Genomic DNA, 22,959 nt, shown 5'->3' on the forward strand with positions numbered 1-22,959 from the left:
GGGTTACAACCTGTCCCCGGTGCAGTCAAATTCGGATGAGGCCTGATATTACTGTTATCCTAAGGCAAACCAGCACAAAGTTAAGATGACCCGAAATTTCGGGCTTGCAGTCCCTGTTCCGAAATATTAATCGACACCCAGTGCCCCTATAGCTCAGCTGGTAGAGCAACTGATTTGTAATCAGTAGGTCCGCGGTTCGAGTCCGTGTGGGGGCACCATCTCTTCAGATATCTATGTATATTTGCTCGATCTGGCTCGCGACCTATGTGATCTTGGGGGCAAATATAGGGGAACAGAAGATTCAGTAGTCGCGCTTTATTGTGCGTCAAATCTTACTGTGATGCTCCGCGCTCATCGCCCGTTTTCTACAATTAAAACACGGCCGTCCAATGTCGGGGTTTACCAGGAACCCGGCACCCGCAACCATCGGAAACCAGCAAATATCGCTTTAAGCGCTCGACCCTTAGTCTTCTTTATTAAGTTTTGATTAATCTCGAATCAAACAGACGTTGATCTCTTGTACGCTAGACGCGCCAGAGCCACTTACTCAGATAACTATTTGGTATTTGAGAGGCAATCGAGATGAACAAAGCACTGACAACCTGTGCGCTTGCGACCTCACTGCTCTTGGCTGCTTGCGGGGCTCCGACGACGCCAACTCAGGCGCAGGTACAGCAAGACGCTCGCTGCGCTGCGGGAATCCTTGGTGGCGCTGCCCTTGGGGGAGTGGTTGGAAATCGGTTCGGAGGCGGTACAGGCAAGACACTCGCGACTGCAGCAGGTGCAGGCGCTGGGATGTATGCAGGGCAATCAGCTTGCAATTGACAACCTTGCAATAAACCCTCTTACCCCACGCTCGTTTTTGGCTCCGCAAATATTGGTTTCGCAGGTCATGCAGTTGCCCTGTCTGGCGGTTGCGCGCCTAGCTTTCTGGATGTGCCAAATTCAAGCTCAGCTGGCTCAGCAGCAATCCCCTTTCTGCGTCGTTTCTCGCCGATGGGGTTCGCGGGTCGGAACTGACAAAGCATAACCGTTATGGGGCAGGATATAAGGGCCTTGCCCCTTCACGCGGTATCCTTCGATTGATTGTTATCCAATCACGGCTCGGCTGGGCGTGCTTGCTCGGGGCGCACTTCGTCATCCGCCACTTCGTCCGAAGGTTTCAAAGACAAGGGCGGGTCTTCGGGCTCTTCCGAGATTGGGGCAGGGGCGGCAGGAGTTTTGGCCAAAACCTCTTCGGGTCCCGGGACTGCGCGCGCGGTTGGGGCGGTGTCCTCTTCGACGGGTTCGGACTGCTCAGGTTTTTCCAACGCCAGAGCCCGGCGGAAAACCAACACGTTGCGCCAGTTGGTGGTTGACCCGGTCAGCCCCGAACGTTCTTCGCTGGGCAGCAATTCGGCGCGCTGATACTCCCAGCCGTCCTGTCCCATCTGGTTCAGCAGTTGCTCGATCGAGGTGGCAAACCGGCCCTCGGGCGTTTTCACGCCCTTCGCCTTGGTGCCCTTTTGCGGAGCGGGGACAACTTTGTATTCGTAGCGCTGCATCAACTGGTCCTGATTGCCGTGTCGGGGCAAATTAACATTTTGACAGGCGGGCGAAAGCCAAGATCGCGCATTGGCGAATTTCGGCCCGCACTGTGGCCTTAGCTCCGCGCTGCTTTGCCTACGAGTGACAAGCAGGTTTCTGTCGCGACCGCCATGTCCTGCACCGAAATCCATTCCAACGGGCCGTGTATGCATTGCATGCCTGTGAAGATATTAGGTGTCGGTGTGCCAAATTCGGTCAGGCGCGAGCCGTCGGTGCCACCCCGGATCGGCACCGAGACCGGCTCGATCCCTTGTTCACGGCAGGCCTCGCGGGCCAGATCAACCGGCGTCATGTCATTTTCCAGCCAATAGCGCATGTTGCGATACTGATGGGAGATGTCGCAGGTGATGGTCGCACGTGGCTCGGTGGCCTGTACGGCGGCGCAGACTTGCCGGACGATCTCGCGCTGGGCTTCCAGCGCATCCATCTCGAAATCGCGCAGGATCAGTTTTATCTCCATCTCGGACGAGCCGCCGTTCATATCGGTGACATGGATGAACCCCTGGCGCCCATCCGTCACCTCGGGCGTCATCGTTGCCTGAGGTAGGGTCTGCACGATCTTTGCAGCCAGATGCGCCGCGTTTACCATTTTGTCTTTGGCCAGTCCCGGGTGGATCGACACGCCGGTGATCTTAATCACCGCTCGGTCGGCCGAGAAGCTTTCGTATTCGATCTCACCCAGTTCCTGCCCGTCCAGCGTATAGGCGAAATCCGCGCCCAGATCTTTGGGCAGCTGTTCGGTAACACCGCGCCCGATCTCTTCATCCGGGGTAAAAGCGATGCGAATCGGACCGTGGTGCACGTCCTTGTTCTCAAGCAGGTGTCGCGCCATCGTCATCAGGATCGAAACGCCCGCCTTGTCATCAGCCCCCAGTAGCGTGGTGCCTGAGGCGGTGATCAGGTCATGCCCGATCTTCTCGGCCAGATAGGGGTGTTCTTCGGGCGAAAGCACCAGATCGGGATCATCGGGGAATGTAATCTCGCCGCCATTATACCCCTTGATCACCCGCGGCTTGACCCCGGTTGCGTTGAACTGAGGCGCGGTGTCTACATGCGCCAGAAACCCGATGGTCGGTCCTTCGGCCGTACCGGGGATGGTTGCCACCACGACGCTGTCACCAGTCATCTCAACATCCTGCGCACCGATTTCGGTAAGCTCTTGCTTCAGCAGGTTCAGCATGTCGAACTGGATTTCGGTGCTGGGGGTCGATGGCGAGGTCTCATCGCTCTGGCTGTCGATGGCGGCATAGCGCACCAGCCGGGTTTCCAGTTCCTGATCGAAACGATTTTTCATTGATGCTCACCTCTCTGACTTGGCGAGATGAGAATGCGCATTCGGGCAGGGAGTCAAGCCGATGGCTTGCCCGATTTAAGCGCTCTGAAATTAAGTTTTCGTTATGTACAAGTCGAACAAACCCCTGTCCGGGGTTTGTACAACTCGGAAGATTTACGAACCCAGCTTTTTGCTGACCAGTTCGTTAACGGCCTTCGGGTTGGCCTTGCCGCCGGTGGCCTTCATCACCTGTCCGACGAACCATCCGGCCAGTTTTGGGTTCACCTTGGCCTTCTCAACCTGTGCCGGATTGGCCGAGATGATCTCGTCCAAAGCGGCCTCGATCGCGCCGGTATCTGTCACCTGTTTCATGCCGCGGTCTTCAACGATCTGCGCCGGGTCACCGCCTTCGGTATAGACGATTTCAAACAGATCCTTGGCGATCTTGCCCGAGATGGCATCCGACGAAATCAGATCAATGATACCCGCCAACTGAGCCGGAGACACCGGAGACTCGGTGATGTCGTGGTCTTCTTTTTTCAGGCGACCAAACAGTTCGTTGATGACCCAGTTCGCGGCCAGCTTGCCGCTGCGCCCCTTGGCGACCTCTTCGAAATAAGCAGCCGATTCCACCTCGGCGGTCAGCACCGATGCGTCATAGTCGGTCAGGCCGAACGCACTGATAAAACGAGCTTTTTTATCGTCTGGCAGCTCGGGCAGATTGGCGGCGATGTCATCCACCCATGCCTGTTCGATCTCCAGCGGCAGCAGGTCAGGGTCGGGGAAGTAGCGATAATCATGCGCCTCTTCCTTGGACCGCATCGAGCGTGTCTCGCCCTTGTCCGGGTCGTACAGACGGGTTTCCTGATCAACCGTGCCGCCGCCTTCAACGATGGCAATCTGACGGCGGGCTTCGACCTCGATCGCTTGCTGGATAAAGCGCATTGAGTTCATGTTCTTGATCTCGCAGCGCGTGCCCAGATGCGAAAAGTCCTGTGTTTCCTGATACTTCTCGTAAGCACCCGGCAAACAGATCGAAACGTTTACGTCCGCCCGCAGGTTGCCGTTCTGCATGTTGCCGTCGCAGGTGCCTAAGTAACGCATGATCTGACGCAGCTTGGCGATATATGCCGCGGCCTCTTCCGGCCCGCGAATATCGGGGCGCGAAACGATCTCCATCAGGCAGACGCCGGTCCGGTTCAGGTCGACAAAGGACATATGCGGATCCATGTCGTGGATCGATTTGCCCGCGTCTTGCTCCATGTGGATGCGTTCGATGCGGACCATGCGCGCGGTACCGTCGCCCATCTCGACCAGAACTTCTCCTTCACCTACAATAGGCTGATAAAGCTGGGAAATCTGGTATCCTTGCGGCAGGTCGGGATAGAAGTAGTTCTTGCGGTCAAAGGCCGATTTCAGGTTGATATCCGCTTTCAGACCCAGCCCGGTGCGCACGGCCTGTTCAACGCAATACTCGTTGATCACTGGCAGCATGCCGGGCATCGCAGCGTCCACGAAGGCCACGTTCGAATTCGGCTCGGCCCCGAATTGGGTTGATGCACCCGAGAACAGCTTGGCATTGGATGAGACCTGAGCGTGCACCTCCATCCCGATCACCAGTTCCCAATCGTGCTTGGCCCCGGCAATGGTTTTGGGTTTGGGCATTTCGTATGTCAGGTCGAGCATGGCGCGCCTCATTTCCGCAGAAGTCTAAGCCTGCGTATTAGGCCCGGCGCGCCAAAGGGGCAAGGGGCAATGGCGCTTTAGTTCCCCGAGAACTGCAGCCCCGACGGTGTAAAGGTCACACTCTGCCCACTGCGCAACTCATCCCGCAACAGATTGGCGATCGCCTTCAGCGCATCGCGGCGACCACGGGCGGCAAAACGCTCGGCCGAGTTGACGCGAAGGCTGTTATTGAACCCGTTAGCCGCATGGGCCCAGATCAGCGGATGCAGTTCGGTCATGTGATCGCGGATCAGCCAGTTTGCGGCCTCGCAAATCTGTTTGCGGGCGATATCGGCGCGCGGGTTCTGGCCCATTCTGTTCTGCAATGTGACCGAGCAATAGGCCGCCAGCAGGTTGATTGTCTGCTGATCCGGACGACGTGCAACGATATCGCGCAAACCTTCAATGAAGTATTCGACATCCACCCGCGCGCAGGCCTCGTCATCCAGCGCGATGGCGTCGAATTGCACCCAGGTATATCCACCCGCACCCCAATTTTTCTGGGTCCGTGCGGCGTTGCGCAAGGCTTGCACTTCAAGTTGTTCATAGCTGCCGAACCAGCGTGGCAGAAGGTGGCTGCCCATCGCGCGCATGTGGCGATGGTTCTGGGGATCCAGCGTGATCAGGGCTTCGTATTTATCAGCAACGCGGGTGCGCGGATCAATGTGTCCTGCCAGCAAGGCGCAATCCGCTGCAGCAATCGCCGGACTGTCGGGCAGCGCAGCGCGGCATTTCGGAAGCAGCGCAGCAGCCCGGTCGAAATGCGCGGCACAACGGGATTGGTGCAGCGCCGGCAGCGTGTCCGGGTGCGCCGTCCCGCGCCAGGCCCACGCCAAATCGATATGGGCCAAAGCAACCACAAGCGTGATCATCGGATCATCGGGATGGTTCTGAATCTCGCCTTCCAATTCCGAGATCCCGCCCAGCAGATCATAGTCTGACAGTGCTTTGCCGTCCGACAGCGCGTGCTCGGCCGCCAAAACCACATCGGACCGGGCCCCAAAGGCCAACAGCTCGGAGATCGGCTGCCCGCAAGGGGTAGCCTTGCGCCCCTCATCTGCAGTGCGCATCTCCAGCGACAGTTCTGCCCACATATCCTGCCGCGCCAGATGGCGGCCACGTTCGATCACCTGATGCCCGATCGCATCATTTTCATCTGATTCTGCGATTGGGATGTTCAACTGCCCCGAGGCGACAAGCCATGCAGTAGCATCGGCGACGGACGCAGGCAGAGGTGTAGGGGTGGGATCAGAAGAACCGACAATACGGGCGGCAAAAGCCTTCAAAGACCAAAACATGGCAAAACTCGAACTGGAACAAACTTGTAACCCGTCCAGTTTGCCAAAAAATCTGCTCAAATCAAGACTGCGTCGCGGAGAACCCGTGATTCAGGTGCCAATGTGGCCCAGACTCCATGAATCGTTTCAGAAAACTCTAAAATGATGTCGTTCGACCGCGAATCCCGCCTGATTCAGGACCATTTCGAATTGCTTGTGTGGCGGCAGTGATTCATCGGGTAAACGCACGCGTTTGTCGGATTTCAGAACCGCTGAGACGCGCACTGAGAAATCCCACCGCGTGTCAAACCGGAATCGATCCACCTCGGACAGCTTGAGTTGTCCCTGACGTTGGCCGGTGTGCCAACGCAGGGTTTCATCGGTCAGCTCCATACCTGCGCTGGTGTCCTTGATAACATCCCACAGCGCGGGCAGGGTAGTCAGGGCCAGAAGCGCCATCAGCCACCAGACCGCGTTCAGCAGGATCATCAAAGCGATCAACATCGCGTAAACGCCGATCAGGATCAGAACCGTTCGCTGATTTCGGTTCTGTCGAGTGAACGTAAACGCGGTCATGCGCCCAAGATGCGCGTGACCATTTCGGTCGTGTCCCGGGACAGGTTCGGCGTGTCGCCAATGCGATTCAGTTGTGCAAGTATTACGGCCTGACGGTCGGCGTCATAGCGTTTCCAAGTTTGGAACACGCTGCACATCCTGGCGGTGGTCTGCGGGTTTACGGGATCAAGTCGGATCAACCAGTCTGCCAGCAGCGCGTAACCTGCTCCGTTCGCTTGGTGGAAGCCTGCGTGGTTGCCTGCCAGGGATCCCATTAAGGCGCGGAAACGATTTGGGTTCTTCCAATTAAAATCAGCATGCTCGGTCAACCTGCGCGCGGTCTCAACCGATTTTTCCGGTCCGGTCATCAAGACCTGCATGGCGAACCACTTGTCCATGACCAGCCGGTCATGCTGCCATTGATCATAGAAGGCGGCCAGCTCACGTTCGCCTTTGCCCGCGCGTAGCAGACAAGACAACGCGGCCAACTGCAGGGTCATGTTGTCAGCACGTGCATATTGCTCTGCGGCCTTGGCACCTCCATCCAGTCTCGAGGTCAGCGCAAGCGCCGCGCTGCCCAAGGCGCGTTTGCCTGATTGTTCAGCGTCCGGCTGATAAGGCGCGTCCACCAGCGTTTCACTGTTCAGACGGGGGAGCAGGTCTTGAACGTGTTGCGCCGTGGCTTGACGCAAAGTCTCAACCGCTCGCCAGATCGCCATCGGGTCGGGGGTGATGCCCTTGTCAAATAGTGTTGCGGCCAGTTCCGATTGCGTCGGCAGACCCAGCATCAGTGCCCGGTAGGCCGGGTCCAGCGCTTCATTCCGTAGCACTGCCAGCAAGCCGTCAAGATAGTCGGTATCAGGCGTTGCCTCATCGGTGATCATGCGCAGCAGGGTGTCCTCGGCTAGCGACCGCCCTGCCTGCCAGCGGTTGAACGGGTCGGTGTCATGAGCCAGAAGGAAGGCGCGTTCGGCATTGCTGATCTCATGTTCAAGGATCACAGGGGCCGAGAAATCACGCAGGATCGAGGGCACAGGTTTGGCCGCGAGACCGGTAAAGGTAAAACTCTGCTCGGCTTCGGTCAGTTCCAGCACTTCGGTCGCACGTATCTCGTCCCCGTTCGGGCCAAGCAGACCCACAGCGATAGGGATGACCTGAGGTTGCTTGTCCTCTTGTCCCGGCGTCGGCTCGGTCCGTTGGCGCAGCGTCAGGGTATAGGTGCCATCAGTCCAGTCTTCGGCAACTGAGACACGGGGGGTACCGGATTGGCTGTACCAACGTTTGAACTGGGTCAGGTCGCGGCCCGTGGTGTCTTCGAATACTTTCAACCAATCTTCGATCGTGCAGGCCTGCCCGTCATGGCGATCGAAGTAAAGGTCCAGTGCTTTGCTGTAGGCCTCATCTCCGACCAGCCGTTTCAGCATCCCGATCACCTCGGCGCCTTTTTCATAGACGGTTGAGGTGTAGAAGTTGTTGATTTCCTGAAAACTCTCGGGCCGGACCGGGTGTGAAAGTGGCCCGTTATCTTCGGGGAATTGCCGCACGCGCAGGTCGATGGTATCATGGATACGTTTCACAGGAGCCGAGCGCATATCCGAGGTGAACTGCGCATCGCGGAACACGGTCAGCCCCTCCTTCAGGCACAGTTGGAACCAGTCGCGGCAGGTGATGCGGTTGCCGGTCCAGTTGTGGAAATACTCATGTGCGATGATCGCCTCGATCCGTTCGAAATTCATATCGGTCGAGGTTTCAGGGCTGGCTAGAACGGCGGAGGAGTTGAAGATGTTCAGCCCCTTGTTCTCCATCGCGCCCATGTTGAAATCGTCCACGGCCACAATGTTGAACACGTCCAGATCGTATTCGCGGCCATAGACGTCCTCATCCCATTTCAACGACTTTTTAAGGGCCTCCATGCCAAAGGCGCATTTGTCTTCATCGCCGGGGCGGACCCAGAGATTTAGTTCGACGTCGCGACCGGATTTGGTGGTGAACTGGCCGGGATGGGCGATCAGCTCTCCGGCGACCAGCGCGAACAGATAGGCGGGTTTTGGCCATGGATCGACCCATTCAGCCCAGCCCTCGCCTTTGCCCGAAGGGTTGCCGTTCGATAGCAGCACGGGAAGGTCGCCATTGATGCGCACCGTGAAGGTAGACATCACATCCGGGCGGTCGGGGTAATAGGTGATCTTGCGAAACCCTTCGGCCTCGCATTGGGTGCAATACATGCCGTTCGACATATACAGCCCCTCAAGCGCGGTGTTATTGCCGGGATCGATCTCGACCACGGCCTCCCACACGAAAGGCGCGTCTGGAACCGGTGCGGTGAGGCCTTCGGTGGTCACCTCAGGCGTGATCACGTCGCCATCAATTGCAGCACGGATCAGCTTTAGCTCTTCGCCATGCAGAAAAAACGTGCGGTCGGTCGCTTCGGGGTTCGGGCGGAAGGCGATGCGGGAAGTGACGCGAGTGGCGTGTGCGGCCAGATCGAAGGTCAGATGCACACTGTCCACTAGAAACCCGAACGGAGTGTATTCTTTCAGATAAATCGTTGTGGGGGCGGCGTCGCGCATCGGGGGCCTCATCGACTGGGAATCTGGCGAGACGTTATGGGCTTCGCGCGGACGCTGCAACCGATGTGCCATTGCCGCTGTTCATTTGAGACGGTTCGCGCTGGGTCAAATGCCCCTCATGTCGGGACAGAAGTTGCCTATCGGAAACGAACGCCCTAATTGAGGAGCGCATACAATGGCACACAATCGTAGGGGATTCGGAATATGAGCAGCAGAGAGACCCGCAACGGGCTGCAGATTGACCCGGTTCTGGTGGATTTCATCGAACAGAAGGCGCTGCCGGGCACGGAAGTTTCGGCAATTGATTTCTGGGCGGGTCTGGCGCGCTTGGCCAATGAACTTGGGCCGAAAAACCGGGCGCTGCTGGACAAGCGGGCTGACATTCAGGGCCGGATCGATGGCTGGCACGCGGCGCGGCGGGGGTTGCCCATTGACGCGGCTGAATATCAGTCTTTTCTGCGTGAGATTGGGTATCTGGTAGAGGAAGGCGACGATTTCGAGATCGAGACAGCCAGTGTCGACCCTGAAATCGCGCTAATCCCCGGACCGCAATTGGTTGTGCCGATCACCAACGCGCGCTTTGCGTTGAATGCCGCAAATGCGCGCTGGGGCAGTTTATATGATGCGCTTTATGGAACAGATGCGTTAGGCGATCTGCCGACAGGCAAGGCTTATGACGCCGGGCGCGGTGCGCGGGTCATCGCCTGGGCGAAGGCGTTCCTGGATGAGGCTGTGCCGCTATCCGAAGGGTCCTGGGCGGAGGTCTCCGGGTTAAGCGTTAAGGACGGTGCGCTGATGCCGAAGCTCGCCGACCCGTCTCAGTTCGCAGGCTACGCTGGCGCAGCTGAAGCACCGGAGTTTGTATTGCTAAGCAACAACGGGTTGCACATTCAAGTCAGGATTGATGCGCATAGCACAATTGGCGCCACCGATCCTGCAGGTATTTCTGATGTCCGTTTGGAATCCGCGCTTTCGACCATCATGGATTGCGAGGATTCTGTTGCTTGTGTCGACGCGACCGACAAGGTGTTGGCCTATGGAAACTGGCTTGGCTTGATGGCCGGCAACCTGACCGAAGAGGTTACGAAAGGCGGCACAACCTTCACGCGCAAGCTTGCCGGGGATTTGGCCTACATGGCTCCGAATGGCACGCCAGCCACTCTGAAAGGTCGGTCGCTGATGCTGGTGCGAAATGTGGGCCATCTAATGACGAACCCCGCAGTGCTGGATGCCGAAGGGCGCGAGATTGGTGAAGGTTTGATGGACGCGCTCTGCACAACGCTGATCGCCATGCATGACCTGAAGCGCGAGGGCGGGAACTCGGTCAAGGGGTCTGTCTATGTGGTCAAACCCAAGATGCACGGGCCCGAGGAGGTGGCGTTTTCGGTCGAGATTTTCGACATGGTCGAGGATATCCTGGGCCTGCCGCGCAATACGGTGAAGCTGGGCATTATGGATGAAGAGCGGCGCACATCGGCCAACCTCAAGGAATGCATCCGGGCCGCAAAATCGCGCGTGGCCTTTATCAATACCGGATTCCTGGATCGGACGGGGGATGAGATTCATACTTCTATGGAAGCAGGCCCGATGCTGCCGAAGGGCGATATCAAGGATACGCCATGGATTGCGTCTTACGAGGATCGCAATGTGGATATCGGACTGGTCTGCGGCCTGAAAGGCAGAGCGCAAATTGGCAAGGGTATGTGGGCCATGCCCGATCGGATGGCGGACATGCTGGCGACCAAGATCGGCCACCCGCAATCCGGTGCAACCTGCGCCTGGGTGCCGTCACCTACTGCGGCAACGCTTCATGCAACCCACTATCACAAGATCGATGTGTTGGCGCGCCAGGATGAATTGGCTGCTGGCGGGGCTCGGGGTACGTTGAATGATCTGCTGACCATACCTCTGCTGGGCGGTCGTAATCTCAGCGCTGGTGAGATCACCCGTGAGATCGAAAACAACGCACAAGGAATCTTGGGTTATGTTGTGCGCTGGATTGATCAGGGTGTTGGCTGCTCGAAAGTTCCGGATATCAACGACATAGGACTGATGGAGGACCGCGCGACCTGTCGGATTTCTTCGCAGGCGCTGGCCAACTGGTTGCATCACGATGTGGTCAGTCAGGAACAGGTGATGGCGGCGATGCAGAAAATGGCCGCGGTAGTGGACCGTCAGAACGAAGGAGACCCGGCCTACAGGCCCATGGCACCGGGTTTTGACGGGGTGGCGTTTCAGGCGGCTTGTGATCTGGTGTTCCGGGGGCGGGTGCAGCCCTCGGGTTATACCGAGCCTGTGCTGCACGCCCGTCGCCTGGAACTGAAGGCAAGTTTGAGCTAGGGGCAACGGCAGGTACGAGGGGGCTGTCTGCCCCCTCGTGCTCCCCCGAAGGTATTTTTGGCCAGATGAAAAGGATCGGGCATGAACATTTCATTGCGCAAAGCGCGGACCATCATTCGGAAAGCTCTGGAAAAAGGGCGCGAGATGGAGCTGAAACCGCTCTCGGTTGTTGTCCTGGACGCCGGCGGTCACGTGATCGCGTTCGAACGCGAAGACGGTGCTGCGCCGGGGCGTTTTGCTATCGCACATGGTAAGGCCTACGGATCGGTAATGCTGGGTATGGCGGGGACCGCGCAGATGCAGCGGGCCGAAGGGCAGGCCTATTTCATGGCGGCCGTGAACGGGGTTTATGGCGGTCAGGTTGTTCCGGTTCCTGGCGGTGTGCTGCTGCGTGACCGCAAGGGCGCGGTGATCGGTGCCGTGGGTGTAACCGGCGACACTTCGGATAATGACGCAGCGGCCGCGTTGGCAGGTATCGAAGCCGCTGGGTTGACGGGCGAGATCTGACCCCTACGCCGAACTTCATCGGGGATGTGCGTCGCTGAACACGCGCTTGCGCTACCATGCAGGGTCTGTGCCGTTGCGCGCGGCCAAACCTGCCGATAGGTTTTGCAGGAAATGAGCTATACAAGGGACTTGGAATGGCGCGCCCCGTCGTTGGAATAATCGGCAACTCTTATCTGATGAATGATCAGTATCCGACCCATGCGGGCGGAACGATGAATTCCGAGGCGGTCTCGAACGTGTCTGACTGTCTGCCGCTACTGATCCCCGCCGACCCGCGCTATGTTGCGGTTGATGAGTTGCTCGAGGTTTGCGACGGCTTCCTGTTGACCGGCGGCCGTCCGAACGTTCACCCCGAAGAATATGGCGAGCCCGCGACCGAGGCGCATGGTGAGTTTGACCGCGCGCGGGATGCAATCACGCTGCCTTTAATCCGGGCTTGTGCTGAGCGGGGTCAGCCGTTCTTTGGGATTTGTCGCGGGTTTCAAGAAGTAAACGTCGCCTTGGGTGGTACGCTCTACCCTGAGATTCGTGACCTCCCGGGGCGTCAGAACCACCGGATGCCACCCGACGGCACTTTGGAGGAGAAGTTTGCTCTGCGCCATGTCGTGTCGCTAACCGAAGGTGGTGTGTTCCACCGCCTGCTGGGCGCGGCCGAAGTGATGACCAATACGTTACACGGACAAGGGATCAAGACGCTGGGCGAGAATGTGGTGATCGATGGCCACGCGCCTGATGGCACGCCCGAGGCGATCTATGTCGAGGATGCCCCCGGCTTTACCCTTTCGGTCCAATGGCACCCTGAATGGGACGCGGCGAATGACCCGGTTTCGCGGCCATTGTTCAAGGAATTTGGTCGCGCCGTATACGATTGGAAAAACGCGAAAACGGTCGGGGCGATCCGGCAGTCTGCTTAGTCACGCTAATCTGTCGATGGATCGTTCTAAGGTTTGCCGGCAACATTCGAATAAAAAGATAATTGGATATCTTCCCTGAACCGCGAATTTGCGCCGAGATACCCTTGGCCATATTCAAATCTGACTGGGTTCGGAGCAGTTCATGCACAGCTTTTCAGGAAAGTACCCTCGCGGTTTAAGAGAATTCGTTCCTGCGGCACTTTTTTTGGCGGTCCTGGGAACTGCTGGGCATGCGCAACAATGCAGCTCGGCCGGAGACCTGCTTTACATCGGGCGAACACCTGACTCTTCATCCTCATTGTGGTTATCGCAGACGGAAAGCGGTGCTTTTCGTCTGGAAGCTGCACAGGGCAACACGACCGTTGATACCTGGAGCCGATCTCGGCCCGGAGTTCATCTAAGCTTGTCTCCCTTCGTATCTAATGGATCAGGGGGCGTTCATCGTCTGTTCAAACGCGGAGGGGCACCAAATGGGCGCGACTGTCTGATCGATACGCAAAACCAAAAAAGAGATTGGACGCTGCCGGGTTGGGGTGGTGGCAATGGTGGCGGCGGGGGAGGAAACGGAGGCGGCTCGGGTGGATCCGGCGGCGGTTCCGGTGGTGGCTTCGGCGGTGGCGGCGGCTCGGGTGGATCAGGTGGCGGATTCGGAGGCGGGGGCGGCTTTGGAGGCGGCGGTTCCGGGGGTGGCTTCGGCGGTGGCGGCGGCTCGGGCGGATCCGGTGGTGGCTCTGGTGGCGGATCCGGTGGTGGCTCTGGTGGCGGTTCTGGTGGTGGCTCTGGTGGCGGTTCCGGAGGGTCGGGCGGTGGAATTGGCAACATAGGCGAGACAGGTCGACCCGTTAATCCGCTCTACGTAAGTGGGCGACCTTCGGGCGATGATCAAGCCTGCGTGGCGGATGCGACGGGTAAGCTTGACCCTGCCTTGTGCGATCCGGTTGTCGGCCCTCCGCTGACGGAGGGGCGCGAGTTTGGGCCAGAATCTGTTTGGAATGTATGGACCAATTTCACCTACACAGACATTGAAGACACCCGTGGAAACAGCGAACTGGATGTGAACGACAGCTTTTTCGAAATTGGAATCGACCGTCTTGTCCAAGAAAACCTCGTGCTTGGTTTGCAGCTTGAATACGAAAACACCCAGCTGGACGGCTTTCAGGGGCAGTTTTCTCAGGATACTTCGGGATTCGCGATCGGACCCTATTTCGCCTGGCGGATGTCTGAGAGGTGGGTTCTAAACGGTCTCGCCACGGTCGGTCGCTTCTCCACGGATGTGGATGTGCTGGAGCTGAGCGGTGATTTTGATCGCACCCGTTGGCGCGCGAATCTCGAGGCAATCGGACAATATGAGGCTGGAGCTTACTTAATTCGTCCGTCGATCTCGTTTGATTACTATAATTACAGTGCCGAGGATTACGATCTCACCGGGACGTATCTGGGAAATCCAGCCGAGTTTATTGGTGAAATCCAAGAAGCAAAATACAGTGCCCTAACGCCCGAGGTCGAAGTAAGTCGTCCGTTCTTCAATGGCAACTCTGTCATTTCACCTTATGCATCGCTCAGCGCGACCTATTGGTTTGAACGCGAGAACTTAGGGGGTGGAACAGTTGCAAACACTGACAATGATGTTGTTTGGTCAACCCGTTTGGGTGTGAGAGGACGCACAAGCAAGACGGTGTTTCTGGAGGCTTCAATCGGATATCTCGACATGTTCGAAAGTGATTTTGAAGCGACGGAAGCTGCAATCTTTCTTTCTGTCAACTTCTAAGGCCATCAGGAAGAGCGAGCGCCGACCCAGAACCGGGTCGGCGCAAATTGATCATACGAGCAAGTCGAACTGCTTGTTCAGCGGCAAGCTGCGCGCGCGTTGGCCGGTCAGGTCGAACAGCGCGTTGCCCAAAGCAGGCATCGACGGCGGTGTCCCCGGTTCACCGACACCGCCCAGATGTTTGTTGGTCTCGAGTATCCGGACTTCCGTGATCGGTGTGCTTTGCATCCGTAACGCATCATAATCCGGGAAATTGTACTGTTCGACCTCGCCATCGGCAAAGGTGATCTCTTCTTGAGCGGCGGCAGACAATCCGTAGATCATGCCGCCGATCATCTGCGCCTCGACCGTCGCCGGATCCAAAGCCAAGCCGACATCGCAGGCGATCCAGGCCTTGTTGATGCGGATGGTGCCGTCATCGTCAACCACTTCGATCACCTGTGCGACCGGGGTGCCAAAACTGTAGGCCATTGCCACGCCACGTCCGACACCATCGGGGGTTTTGCCGGTCCAGCCTGACATCTCTTTCACGGCCTCCAGGCATCCCGCAGCCGGGGCGAACTCGGACCTTGCCAACTCCAGCCGGAACTCCAGCGGGTCGCGCCCGGCGGCATGGGCCATTTCATCCAGGAAGGTCTCGTGGAAGAAGGCATTATGGCTGTTGCCGACCGAGCGCCAGAAGCCCACCGGCACGGCCAGATCGGCGACATGACCGCTCATGCGGTAGTTGGGCACCGCGTAGGGCTGGTTAAAAAATCCCTCAACCAGAACCTTGTCGGGGCCACCGCCTGAGAAACCCGTAACACGTTCAACCGCCTGATGGGTCGGCGATTGCGAGGCGACCTTGCCGTCGATCAGAACGGCCTTGCCATCCTTCACTGCCCCTCGCATGCGCGCCATCGCGCCGGGGCGGTAGAAATCGTGACGCATATCCTCTTCGCGGCTCCACGTCGTTTGCACAGGGGTGCCTGGAATGGCCATGGCGACCTTTGTGGCGATCTCGCCGAAATCCAGCTCGCCCCGGCGGCCGAAACCGCCGCCCAGATAGGTGGTGTGAATCTCGACGGCTTCGGTGTCCAGACCGGCGGTGTTGGCTGCGCGGATCTGGATCAGGGTCGGGGCCTGATTGCCGCACCACAGGTCCAGCTTGTTACTGGTATAGAGCGCCGTGGCGTTCATCGGTTCCATTGTGGCGTGGGCCAGATAGGGCACGGTATATTCTGCCGTAATCTCGGTGGCACCTTCAGGAAGCGTTTCGACATCGCCTTCATCGCGCATGGTCGAGTTCGGGGCGTCATCAAACGCGTTGGCAATTTGCGCGAATACCGCATCAGTATCGGGCGGATAGGGGGCATCGCCCCAATCCACGTCAATCGCCTCGACCGCCTGCATGGCAAGCCAAGTGTTGTTGGCAATCACCGCGACGCCAGTGCCCAGATCGACGATCTTTTCAACGCCGGGCATGGCTTCTGCAGCACTGGCGTCAAAGCCGTTCATTGCCCCGCCCAGCTTGGGGTTCATGCGGACCGAGGCGAATTTCAGGCCCTCGGGGCGCACGTCGATGCCAAAGGTGGCGGTGCCGGTGGATTTGCCCGGAATGTCGACGCGGGGCAGGGATTTGCCGAGCAAACGCCATTCGGACGGATCACGCAGGGAAACCTCGGGCGGTTCGATCTGGCCTGCGGCCTCGGCCAGTTCGCTATAGGGAATGCGAGTGCCATCCGGGGCAACCACAGCACCATTTTCGGTCATGAGTTGATCGCGATCGACCCCCAGTTGGTCCGCGGCAGCCTGCTTCAAGGTTTCGCGCGCAGTAGCGCCAGCCATCCGCATCCGTTCGAACCCGTCTTTCATCGAGGTTGAGCCGCCGGTAACCTGCAGGCTTAACGTTTTGCCCAGAACACCCAGTGCCTCACCCAGATTGTGCTGGAAATCCGAGATGTCATAGCCCTTGCCTGGCAGGCTTTCCCCCATAAGAGCATGGTTGTAATAGGCGGCAGCAGCAGGTCCGTGCAGCACACGGATTTCGTCCAGCTCAACATCCAGCTCCTCGGCGATCAGTGCTGCCCAGGTGGTCATAACGCCCTGACCCATTTCAGCGCGGGGGGCGAACAGGGTCACGCCCTGCTGGTCGATCAGAACAAAGGGGCTGAGCGCGGTTTCCCCGTCACGCGGTTTCAGCGGGTTGGCAGCTGGACGCGTGACGTAGTAGGCACCGAAGGCCACTCCACCTACGATGGCGGCAGATCCGATCAGGAATGTGCGGCGAACGATTTTACCGATACGTCCCATGGCTCAAGCCTCCTTCAACTTGGCAGCGGCATCATGGATGGCCGCGCGGATGCGAGGATAGGTGCCACAGCGGCAAAGGTTGCCTTGCATCGCATCGTCGATGTCTTCGTCCGTTGGGGCCGGGTTTTCAGCCAGTAGCGATGCGGCCTGCATGATCTGGCCCGACTGGCAGTAACCACATTGGGCCACTTGGTGGTCAACCCAGGCCTTCTGGATCGTTGCCATGGCGTCAGGCGTGCCAAGCCCCTCGATCGTGGTGACATCACCCCAAACATCCGAGAGCGCTACCTGGCAGGACCGCACGGCCTCACCATCAATATGAACGGTGCAGGCGCCGCAGGCAGCCACACCACAGCCGAACTTGGTACCGGTTAGTCCAACCTCATCACGCAGAACCCATAACAAGGGCACATCATCAGGCAGATCAACCTGATGGGTCTTTCCGTTGATCTTAAGGGCCGTCGCCATGGCGCACCTCTCTTAGCTTTGGCTGGTTTCTGACATAATTAATGAAAAGTGTCATCTTGTCAATTGACAAAATGAACAAGAAGTGTCAGAGGTTCTCGCATGACGAGTGTAAGTGAAGATTCCAAGACAGCGGCCATTCTGAAATCGGCATTTCAGGCCTTTGCGACCTATGGGTTTAAGAAAACTTCGATGGATGACATTGCCAAAGGGGCAGGGATGTCCCGGCCTGCGGTCTATCTGCATTTCAAGAATAAAGAGGCCATCGTTCGCGAACTGACGCAGTTTTATTATGGCGAGAAAGTTACCCTAGTCGCTGAAGCCTTGGCCAGCGAAGGTCCTTTGCCTCAGATCCTCGCTCAGGCGATCGAGGCGCAATCAAACGGGATGGCTGAAATTTTGGCCTCACCTCATGGGCTTGAAATGCTGGACGCGACCAAATCCATGTCGACGGATATCGTTCAGGAGGGCGAGGCCAAATTGACGCAACTTTACGCCGAATGGTTACGGCGCGAGGATGCGGCAGGTCGCGCGCATTTGCCTGTCGGCCCGGATGAGGCCGCAAAGACAATCACCACATCGCTGAAGGGCGTCAAGATGACGGCCTCCAGCGCTGAAGAGTTCGAACAAGGCATTTCGCAATTGGCCACGCTTTTGGGCGCGGCGCTTGAGGTCAGGTGACGCGCTGACGGATTTTGTATTCCGGTTTGTCCCACAGCTTGTTGGTTATGATATCGGCCAGAATTTGGGCGGCCTGTTCTACATCCCCTTCATCGACATATAGCGGTGTGAAGCCAAACCGCATGATATCGGGCGCTCGGAAATCGCCGATCACGCCACGCGCGATCAAAGCCTGCATGGCAGCGTATCCTTCATCAAAATGAAACGATACTTGACTTCCGCGCTGGGCTGGATCGCGGGGGCTTGCGAGTGTCAATCCCGGGCAGGTAGCCTCAACCCGGGTAATGAACAATTCGGTCAATTCGATTGACTTGGCGCGCACATCGGCCATTTCAGCCATGTCCCAGATATCCATCGCTGCCGACAGCGCTGCCATCTGAATGACCGGAGGGGTTCCGACCCGCATCCTCTCGATTCCCGCGCCGGGGCGATAGTCGAGATCGAAGGCAAAGGGGGCTTCATGCCCCAACCAGCCCGAAAGCGCCGGGCGCACGCGATCCGACAGACGCGGAGCGACATAGACGAACGCTGGCGCACCGGGACCGCCATTGAGATACTTATACGTGCAGCCAACAGCGAAATCCGCGCTGCAACCGGTCAGATCGACCGGGATTGCCCCCGCAGAATGGGCAAGGTCCCAGACGGTCACGACACCGTTCGCATGGGCCAGTTCGGTCAAAGCCTTCATGTCATGCATACGGCCGGAACGATAATCGACCTCGGTCAGCATCAGAACGGCGACCTCTTCGGTGATATGTGCAGCGACGTTTTCGGGATCGACCACGCGCAGTTCGTAATCCGTCCCCAGTGATCGCAACAGCCCATCTGCCATGTAAAGATCCGACGGGAAGTTGCCGTTGTCCGACAGGACCAGCTTGCGGGTCGGGTTCAGTTCCAGCGCTGAGGCGACCGCCTGATAAACCTTGATCGACAGAGTATCGCCTACCACGACGCTGCCGGGCTCTGCCCCGATCAGCCGTCCGATCCGATCCCCAAGGCCGGTCGGCATACCCATCCACCCGGCTTTGTTCCAGCCGGTGATCAGCAACTGACCCCATTCGTCCTTCATCATGCTTCCGACACGGTCACCGGCTGATTTCGGCAACGGGCCCAGAGAGTTACCGTCGAGATAAAGAATGCCCTCGGGCAGGTGAAACATGGATTTGGTTTTGGCGAAATCGGTCATGGCGAGGCTTTGTCTTTCTGAAACAGTCAGGTTGTAACTGGCTATCTGATCCCGTTGTGTCTGTCTATTGGTGCGGGTTGTCCAGCGCCCTGGGTCGATGCGACACCCTGCGCTTTTGCCAATGCGGTCAGAAAACGATAGGAGAGCGATCAGAAGCGACATCTGCCACCATGTGTCGCCGCGTGAAGGGACAGCCATGCGCCTGATCGACATACCACCTGTTTGGCTTGTGGGCTTTGCCTTGCTCGCCTGGGTCCAGGCGCGCGTGTTGCCGCTGGGGTTGTCTCTGGATGGAGCGGTGACAGATCTGCTCAGCGGCATACTGATCGGTGGCGGTATCATTCTGGCCGTGATGGCGGTGATTGAGTTCCGCCGGCACAAAACCACGGTCTTTCCGCACGAAACACCCTCGACCATGGTGCAGACCGGGATTTATAAGCGCAGCCGCAATCCTATCTATGTGGGCGATGTGCTAATCCTGACCGGGCTGATCCTGCGTTTTGACGCGGTGTTGTCGCTGGTGCTGATCCCGGTTTTTGTCTGGGTGCTGGAACGCCGCTTTATCATACCCGAGGAAGACCGTCTGCGCCGCACATTCCGCGCCGATTTCGCCCGGTATGAACGCAAGACCAGACGATGGATATAAGGGTGTGGTCATCATGACACAGCGTCATAATTGCTGCGCTTGCGAAATAATCTTGCGCAGGATACATGTCTGCTTGTCATTCTATGCTGAACACCCACCTGGCCTGAATCAAAAATTAGGGGGAACCGACTGGTGAAAATTGGGACGCCAAAGGAAACGTACAAGGGCGAGAACCGGGTCGCGATGACTCCGGACTCGGCTGTGCAGTTGCAGAAACTGGGCTATGAGTGCCTGATCGAAAAGGGCGCAGGCGCTGCTGCGGGGTTTTCGGACGCCGCTTATGAAGCCGCAGGCGTTGAGGTCATGAAGACCGCCGCCTCGCTTTGGAAGGCGGCGGATATTATTGCCAAGGTGCGTCAGCCCGATGCCACCGAACTGAAGCGTCTGACCAAGGATAAGACCCTGATTTCCTTCTTTAACCCGGCTGGGAATGAAGATGGGATGGAGGCCGCCAAATCCAAGGGCGCAACCGTGATCGCGATGGAGATGGTCCCGCGTATCTCGCGCGCGCAGAAGATGGACGCGCTGTCTTCGATGGCCAATATCGCCGGGTACCGTGCTGTGATCGAGGCAGGCAACAACTTTGGCCGTTTCTTCACCGGTCAGGTGACGGCGGCCGGTAAGGTGCCGCCTGCCAAGGTGCTGATCGTTGGTGCTGGTGTGGCTGGTCTGGCCGCGATTGGGACCTCAACCTCGCTGGGTGCGATCACCTATGCGTTCGACGTGCGCCCCGAAGTGGCCGAGCAGGTCGAATCCATGGGGGCTGAGTTCGTCTATCTGGATTTTGAGGAAGAACAGCAGGACGGTGCATCGACTGGCGGCTACGCATCGGTCCAGTCGGAAGAATTCCGCAACGCCCAGCTTGCCAAGTTCCGGGAACTGGCACCCGAGATGGACATCGTCATTACCACGGCGCTGATACCCAACCGTGAGGCACCTGAGCTTTGGACCAAAGATATGGTCGAGAGCATGAAGCCGGGTTCGGTCATCGTTGACCTTGCAGCGGAAAAGGGCGGTAACTGTAAACTGACGGTACCGGATGAGAAGATCGTGACCGACAATGGCGTGACCATTATCGGCTATACCGACTTCCCCAGCCGGATGGCGGCGCAGTCATCGTCTCTTTACGCGACCAATATCCGTCACATGATGGCTGACCTGACACCCGAGAAGGACGGCAAGGTCAATCACGACATGGAAGATGACGTGATCCGTGGCGCGACCGTGACCCATGAGGGCGAGATCACCTTCCCGCCACCGCCGCCCAAGGTGCAGGCGATTGCGGCACAGCCTAAGGCCGAGGTCAAGGAACTGACGCCGGAAGAGAAAAGGGCGCAGGAAATCGCGGCCTTCAAAGCGCAGACCAAGCAACAGTTCACGTTGCTGGGCGTCGGCGGTGCGTTGATGTTGCTGGTGGGGTTGATCGCTCCGGCCAGCTTCATGCAGCATTTCATCGTTTTTGTGCTGGCGATCTTTGTGGGCTTCCAGGTGATCTGGAATGTGAGCCATAGCCTGCACACACCACTGATGGCGATCACCAACGCGATCTCGTCGATCATTATCGTTGGAGCCTTAATGCAGATCGGATCGGGATCTTTCCTTGTCATTCTGCTGGCAGCGCTTAGCGTCTTCATGGCCGGAATCAACATCTTCGGCGGCTTCCTCGTAACCCGGCGCATGCTCGCCATGTTCCAGAAATCTTAAGGAGGCCGGGCACATGGAATTTGGCTTCACTACTGCCGCCTATGTCGTTGCGGCTGTCCTTTTCATCCTGTCTCTGGGTGGGTTGTCGAACCAGGAAAGCGCCAAGCGAGCGGTCTGGTATGGCATTGTTGGTATGGCGCTGGCGGTTTTTGCCACGCTGGTTGGTCCGGGTTCAGGCCTGTGGCTGCTGTCATTGCTTCTGATCGCGGGCGGTGGTCTGATCGGACAGTACGTGGCGCAACGCGTGCAGATGACCGAGATGCCGCAGCTTGTGGCCGCGATGCATTCGCTGGTGGGTCTCGCGGCTGTGTTCGTGGGATTCAATGCCCATTTCGAGATCGGCAATGTGGCGCAAGTCATGGCGATTGCTGACAGTGCGTCTCAGGCAGACCTGTCCGATCTCGGGGCGTTCGCCAAGCTGATCGCGAAGAAGACCGCGGCCGAACTGGCGATCCTGCATGTTGAGCTGTTCCTCGGTATCTTCATCGGTGCGATCACCTTTACTGGATCGGTCGTGGCTTATGGCAAGTTGGCGGGCAAGGTGACCTCGGCGGCGACCAAGCTTCCGGGCGGTCATGCTTTGAACGCGGGTGCGGCTGCTTTGTCGTTCATCTGCCTGATCTGGTACACCAATTCGGGCGGTTTCTTCCCGCTGTTCCTGATGACTCTGGCAGCGCTGTTCATCGGCTATCACCTGATCATGGGCATCGGCGGGGCCGACATGCCGGTGGTTGTGTCGATGCTGAACAGCTATTCGGGTTGGGCGGCTGCGGCCATCGGCTTCTCGCTAGGCAACGACCTGCTGATCGTGGTTGGTGCATTGGTGGGCTCGTCTGGTGCAATCCTGTCCTACATCATGTGTAAGGCGATGAACCGTCACTTTGTCAGCGTAATTCTGGGCGGCTTTGGTGGCCCGCAGGGTGAACAGATGGCTGTTGAGGGTGAACAGATCGCCATCGAGGCAGATGGTGTCGCGGCGGCGCTGAATGATGCAGATAGTATCGTCATCATCCCCGGCTACGGCATGGCCGTGGCGCAGGCGCAGCAGTCGGTGTCCGAGCTGGTCCGCAAGCTGCGCGCCAAGGGCAAGAACGTGCGCTTTGCGATCCACCCCGTTGCCGGTCGTCTGCCGGGCCACATGAACGTGCTGCTGGCCGAGGCGAAGGTGCCGTATGACATTGTTCTGGAGATGGACGAGATCAACGACGACTTCCCGGATACGGATGTGGCCATCGTGATTGGCTCGAACGATATCGTGAACCCTGCGGCGCAGGAAGACCCGAACAGCCCCATCGCCGGGATGCCGGTGTTGGAATGCTGGAAAGCCAAGCAGGTGTTTGTGTCCAAGCGTGGTCAGGGCACCGGCTATTCGGGCATCGAGAACCCGCTGTTCTTCAAGGAGAACACCCGCATGTTCTATGGCGACGCCAAGGCTTCGCTCGACAAGCTGTTGCCCATGATCGATTGAT

The 22,959-nt window shown here is 58.2% G+C and carries 18 protein-coding genes and 1 tRNA gene; 10 read left to right on the top strand and 9 right to left on the bottom strand.

The features are described from left to right. Window positions 1-142: 142 nt before the first annotated feature. Window positions 143-218 (top strand) — tRNA-Thr (locus tag ACR0AY_RS07125). Window positions 219-582: 364 nt separating this feature from the next. Next, window positions 583-825 carry a glycine zipper 2TM domain-containing protein gene (locus ACR0AY_RS07130; RefSeq protein ID WP_170397150.1) on the top strand — a complete coding sequence of 81 codons (243 nt, stop codon included), beginning with the start codon at window positions 583-585 and terminating at the stop codon, window positions 823-825. Window positions 826-1,097: 272 nt separating this feature from the next. On the opposite strand, the gene ACR0AY_RS07135 is transcribed toward ACR0AY_RS07130, so the two are convergent. The 6 genes from ACR0AY_RS07135 to pepN all read right to left on the bottom strand — a co-directional run bounded on the left by ACR0AY_RS07135 (window position 1,098) and on the right by pepN (window position 8,987). Continuing rightward, window positions 1,098-1,544, bottom strand: a complete 447-nt coding sequence (locus tag ACR0AY_RS07135; RefSeq protein ID WP_170424178.1) for a DUF4177 domain-containing protein — start codon at window positions 1,542-1,544, stop codon at window positions 1,098-1,100. A gap of 98 nt (window positions 1,545-1,642) precedes the next feature. Then, on the bottom strand, window positions 1,643-2,881 hold the full coding sequence (gene pepT, locus ACR0AY_RS07140) for a peptidase T (protein ID WP_170511263.1): 1,239 nt from the start codon (window positions 2,879-2,881) through the stop codon (window positions 1,643-1,645). 153 nt (window positions 2,882-3,034) lie between these two features. Further along, window positions 3,035-4,546, bottom strand: a complete 1,512-nt coding sequence (gene gatB / locus ACR0AY_RS07145) for an Asp-tRNA(Asn)/Glu-tRNA(Gln) amidotransferase subunit GatB (RefSeq protein ID WP_170511261.1) — start codon at window positions 4,544-4,546, stop codon at window positions 3,035-3,037. Between the two features lie 77 nt (window positions 4,547-4,623). After that, a complete protein-coding gene (locus ACR0AY_RS07150; RefSeq protein WP_170511259.1) occupies window positions 4,624-5,883 on the bottom strand; it encodes a hypothetical protein in 1,260 nt (419 codons plus the stop codon). Window positions 5,884-6,009: 126 nt separating this feature from the next. Further along, window positions 6,010-6,438, bottom strand: a complete 429-nt coding sequence (locus tag ACR0AY_RS07155) for a hypothetical protein (protein WP_170397141.1) — start codon at window positions 6,436-6,438, stop codon at window positions 6,010-6,012. Next, entirely contained in the window at window positions 6,435-8,987 is a 2,553-nt protein-coding gene (gene pepN, locus ACR0AY_RS07160) for an aminopeptidase N (RefSeq protein WP_170511257.1), read from the bottom strand. Before pepN ends, ACR0AY_RS07155 begins: the two co-directional genes overlap by 4 nt. Before the next feature lie 204 nt (window positions 8,988-9,191). Here pepN and ACR0AY_RS07165 point away from each other — a divergent pair, with 204 nt between their 5' ends. From ACR0AY_RS07165 to ACR0AY_RS07180, 4 genes are all read left to right on the top strand, one after another. After that, window positions 9,192-11,327, top strand: a complete 2,136-nt coding sequence (locus ACR0AY_RS07165) for a malate synthase G (RefSeq protein WP_170511255.1) — start codon at window positions 9,192-9,194, stop codon at window positions 11,325-11,327. An 81-nt stretch (window positions 11,328-11,408) separates the two neighbouring features. Beyond that, complete coding sequence (locus ACR0AY_RS07170; protein WP_170424166.1) at window positions 11,409-11,834, top strand: heme-binding protein; 426 nt, start codon at window positions 11,409-11,411, stop codon at window positions 11,832-11,834. A 134-nt stretch (window positions 11,835-11,968) separates the two neighbouring features. Further along, complete coding sequence (locus ACR0AY_RS07175; RefSeq protein ID WP_170397133.1) at window positions 11,969-12,748, top strand: gamma-glutamyl-gamma-aminobutyrate hydrolase family protein; 780 nt, start codon at window positions 11,969-11,971, stop codon at window positions 12,746-12,748. 403 nt (window positions 12,749-13,151) lie between these two features. Next, on the top strand, window positions 13,152-14,516 hold the full coding sequence (locus tag ACR0AY_RS07180) for an autotransporter outer membrane beta-barrel domain-containing protein (protein WP_170511253.1): 1,365 nt from the start codon (window positions 13,152-13,154) through the stop codon (window positions 14,514-14,516). Between the two features lie 51 nt (window positions 14,517-14,567). Here ACR0AY_RS07180 and ACR0AY_RS07185 read toward each other — a convergent pair whose 3' ends face one another. Beyond that, window positions 14,568-16,808, bottom strand: a complete 2,241-nt coding sequence (locus ACR0AY_RS07185) for a molybdopterin cofactor-binding domain-containing protein (RefSeq protein ID WP_170511251.1) — start codon at window positions 16,806-16,808, stop codon at window positions 14,568-14,570. Between the two features lie 3 nt (window positions 16,809-16,811). After that, window positions 16,812-17,276 carry a (2Fe-2S)-binding protein gene (locus ACR0AY_RS07190; protein WP_170397127.1) on the bottom strand — a complete coding sequence of 155 codons (465 nt, stop codon included), beginning with the start codon at window positions 17,274-17,276 and terminating at the stop codon, window positions 16,812-16,814. Window positions 17,277-17,375: 99 nt separating this feature from the next. On the opposite strand from ACR0AY_RS07190, the gene ACR0AY_RS07195 reads away from it, so the two are divergent. Next, window positions 17,376-17,954 (top strand): TetR/AcrR family transcriptional regulator, encoded by a 579-nt coding sequence (locus ACR0AY_RS07195; RefSeq protein ID WP_170424159.1) that lies wholly within the window; start codon window positions 17,376-17,378, stop codon window positions 17,952-17,954. Here the strand turns inward: ACR0AY_RS07195 and kynU are convergent. Further along, entirely contained in the window at window positions 17,947-19,140 is a 1,194-nt protein-coding gene (kynU, locus tag ACR0AY_RS07200; RefSeq protein ID WP_170511577.1) for a kynureninase, read from the bottom strand. The genes ACR0AY_RS07195 and kynU overlap by 8 nt on opposite strands. Window positions 19,141-19,336: 196 nt before the next feature. On the opposite strand from kynU, the gene ACR0AY_RS07205 reads away from it, so the two are divergent. From ACR0AY_RS07205 to ACR0AY_RS07215, 3 genes are all read left to right on the top strand, one after another. Then, the gene (locus ACR0AY_RS07205; protein WP_170397122.1) at window positions 19,337-19,786 is read left to right on the top strand and encodes a methyltransferase family protein; all 450 of its coding nucleotides are present in this window, start codon (window positions 19,337-19,339) and stop codon (window positions 19,784-19,786) included. A gap of 132 nt (window positions 19,787-19,918) precedes the next feature. After that, window positions 19,919-21,490 carry a Re/Si-specific NAD(P)(+) transhydrogenase subunit alpha gene (locus ACR0AY_RS07210; RefSeq protein WP_170397119.1) on the top strand — a complete coding sequence of 524 codons (1,572 nt, stop codon included), beginning with the start codon at window positions 19,919-19,921 and terminating at the stop codon, window positions 21,488-21,490. A 13-nt stretch (window positions 21,491-21,503) separates the two neighbouring features. Further along, window positions 21,504-22,958, top strand: a complete 1,455-nt coding sequence (locus ACR0AY_RS07215; protein WP_170397117.1) for an NAD(P)(+) transhydrogenase (Re/Si-specific) subunit beta — start codon at window positions 21,504-21,506, stop codon at window positions 22,956-22,958. Window position 22,959 lies beyond the last annotated feature (1 nt).

It is taken from the genome of Ruegeria sp. A5 (genome assembly GCF_056543005.1).

Coding starts and splice junctions, on each gene's coding strand:
- kynU (WP_170511577.1), bottom strand. CDS start 19,140: ATGACCGATTTCGCCAAAACCAAATCCATGTTTCACCTGCCCGAGGGC.
- pepN (WP_170511257.1), bottom strand. CDS start 8,987: ATGCGCGACGCCGCCCCCACAACGATTTATCTGAAAGAATACACTCCG.
- ACR0AY_RS07135 (WP_170424178.1), bottom strand. CDS start 1,544: ATGCAGCGCTACGAATACAAAGTTGTCCCCGCTCCGCAAAAGGGCACC.
- pepT (WP_170511263.1), bottom strand. CDS start 2,881: ATGAAAAATCGTTTCGATCAGGAACTGGAAACCCGGCTGGTGCGCTAT.
- ACR0AY_RS07175 (WP_170397133.1), top strand. CDS start 11,969: ATGGCGCGCCCCGTCGTTGGAATAATCGGCAACTCTTATCTGATGAAT.
- ACR0AY_RS07150 (WP_170511259.1), bottom strand. CDS start 5,883: ATGTTTTGGTCTTTGAAGGCTTTTGCCGCCCGTATTGTCGGTTCTTCT.
- ACR0AY_RS07190 (WP_170397127.1), bottom strand. CDS start 17,276: ATGGCGACGGCCCTTAAGATCAACGGAAAGACCCATCAGGTTGATCTG.
- ACR0AY_RS07205 (WP_170397122.1), top strand. CDS start 19,337: ATGCGCCTGATCGACATACCACCTGTTTGGCTTGTGGGCTTTGCCTTG.
- ACR0AY_RS07215 (WP_170397117.1), top strand. CDS start 21,504: ATGGAATTTGGCTTCACTACTGCCGCCTATGTCGTTGCGGCTGTCCTT.
- ACR0AY_RS07165 (WP_170511255.1), top strand. CDS start 9,192: ATGAGCAGCAGAGAGACCCGCAACGGGCTGCAGATTGACCCGGTTCTG.
- ACR0AY_RS07170 (WP_170424166.1), top strand. CDS start 11,409: ATGAACATTTCATTGCGCAAAGCGCGGACCATCATTCGGAAAGCTCTG.
- ACR0AY_RS07195 (WP_170424159.1), top strand. CDS start 17,376: ATGACGAGTGTAAGTGAAGATTCCAAGACAGCGGCCATTCTGAAATCG.
- ACR0AY_RS07130 (WP_170397150.1), top strand. CDS start 583: ATGAACAAAGCACTGACAACCTGTGCGCTTGCGACCTCACTGCTCTTG.
- gatB (WP_170511261.1), bottom strand. CDS start 4,546: ATGCTCGACCTGACATACGAAATGCCCAAACCCAAAACCATTGCCGGG.
- ACR0AY_RS07185 (WP_170511251.1), bottom strand. CDS start 16,808: ATGGGACGTATCGGTAAAATCGTTCGCCGCACATTCCTGATCGGATCT.
- ACR0AY_RS07155 (WP_170397141.1), bottom strand. CDS start 6,438: ATGACCGCGTTTACGTTCACTCGACAGAACCGAAATCAGCGAACGGTT.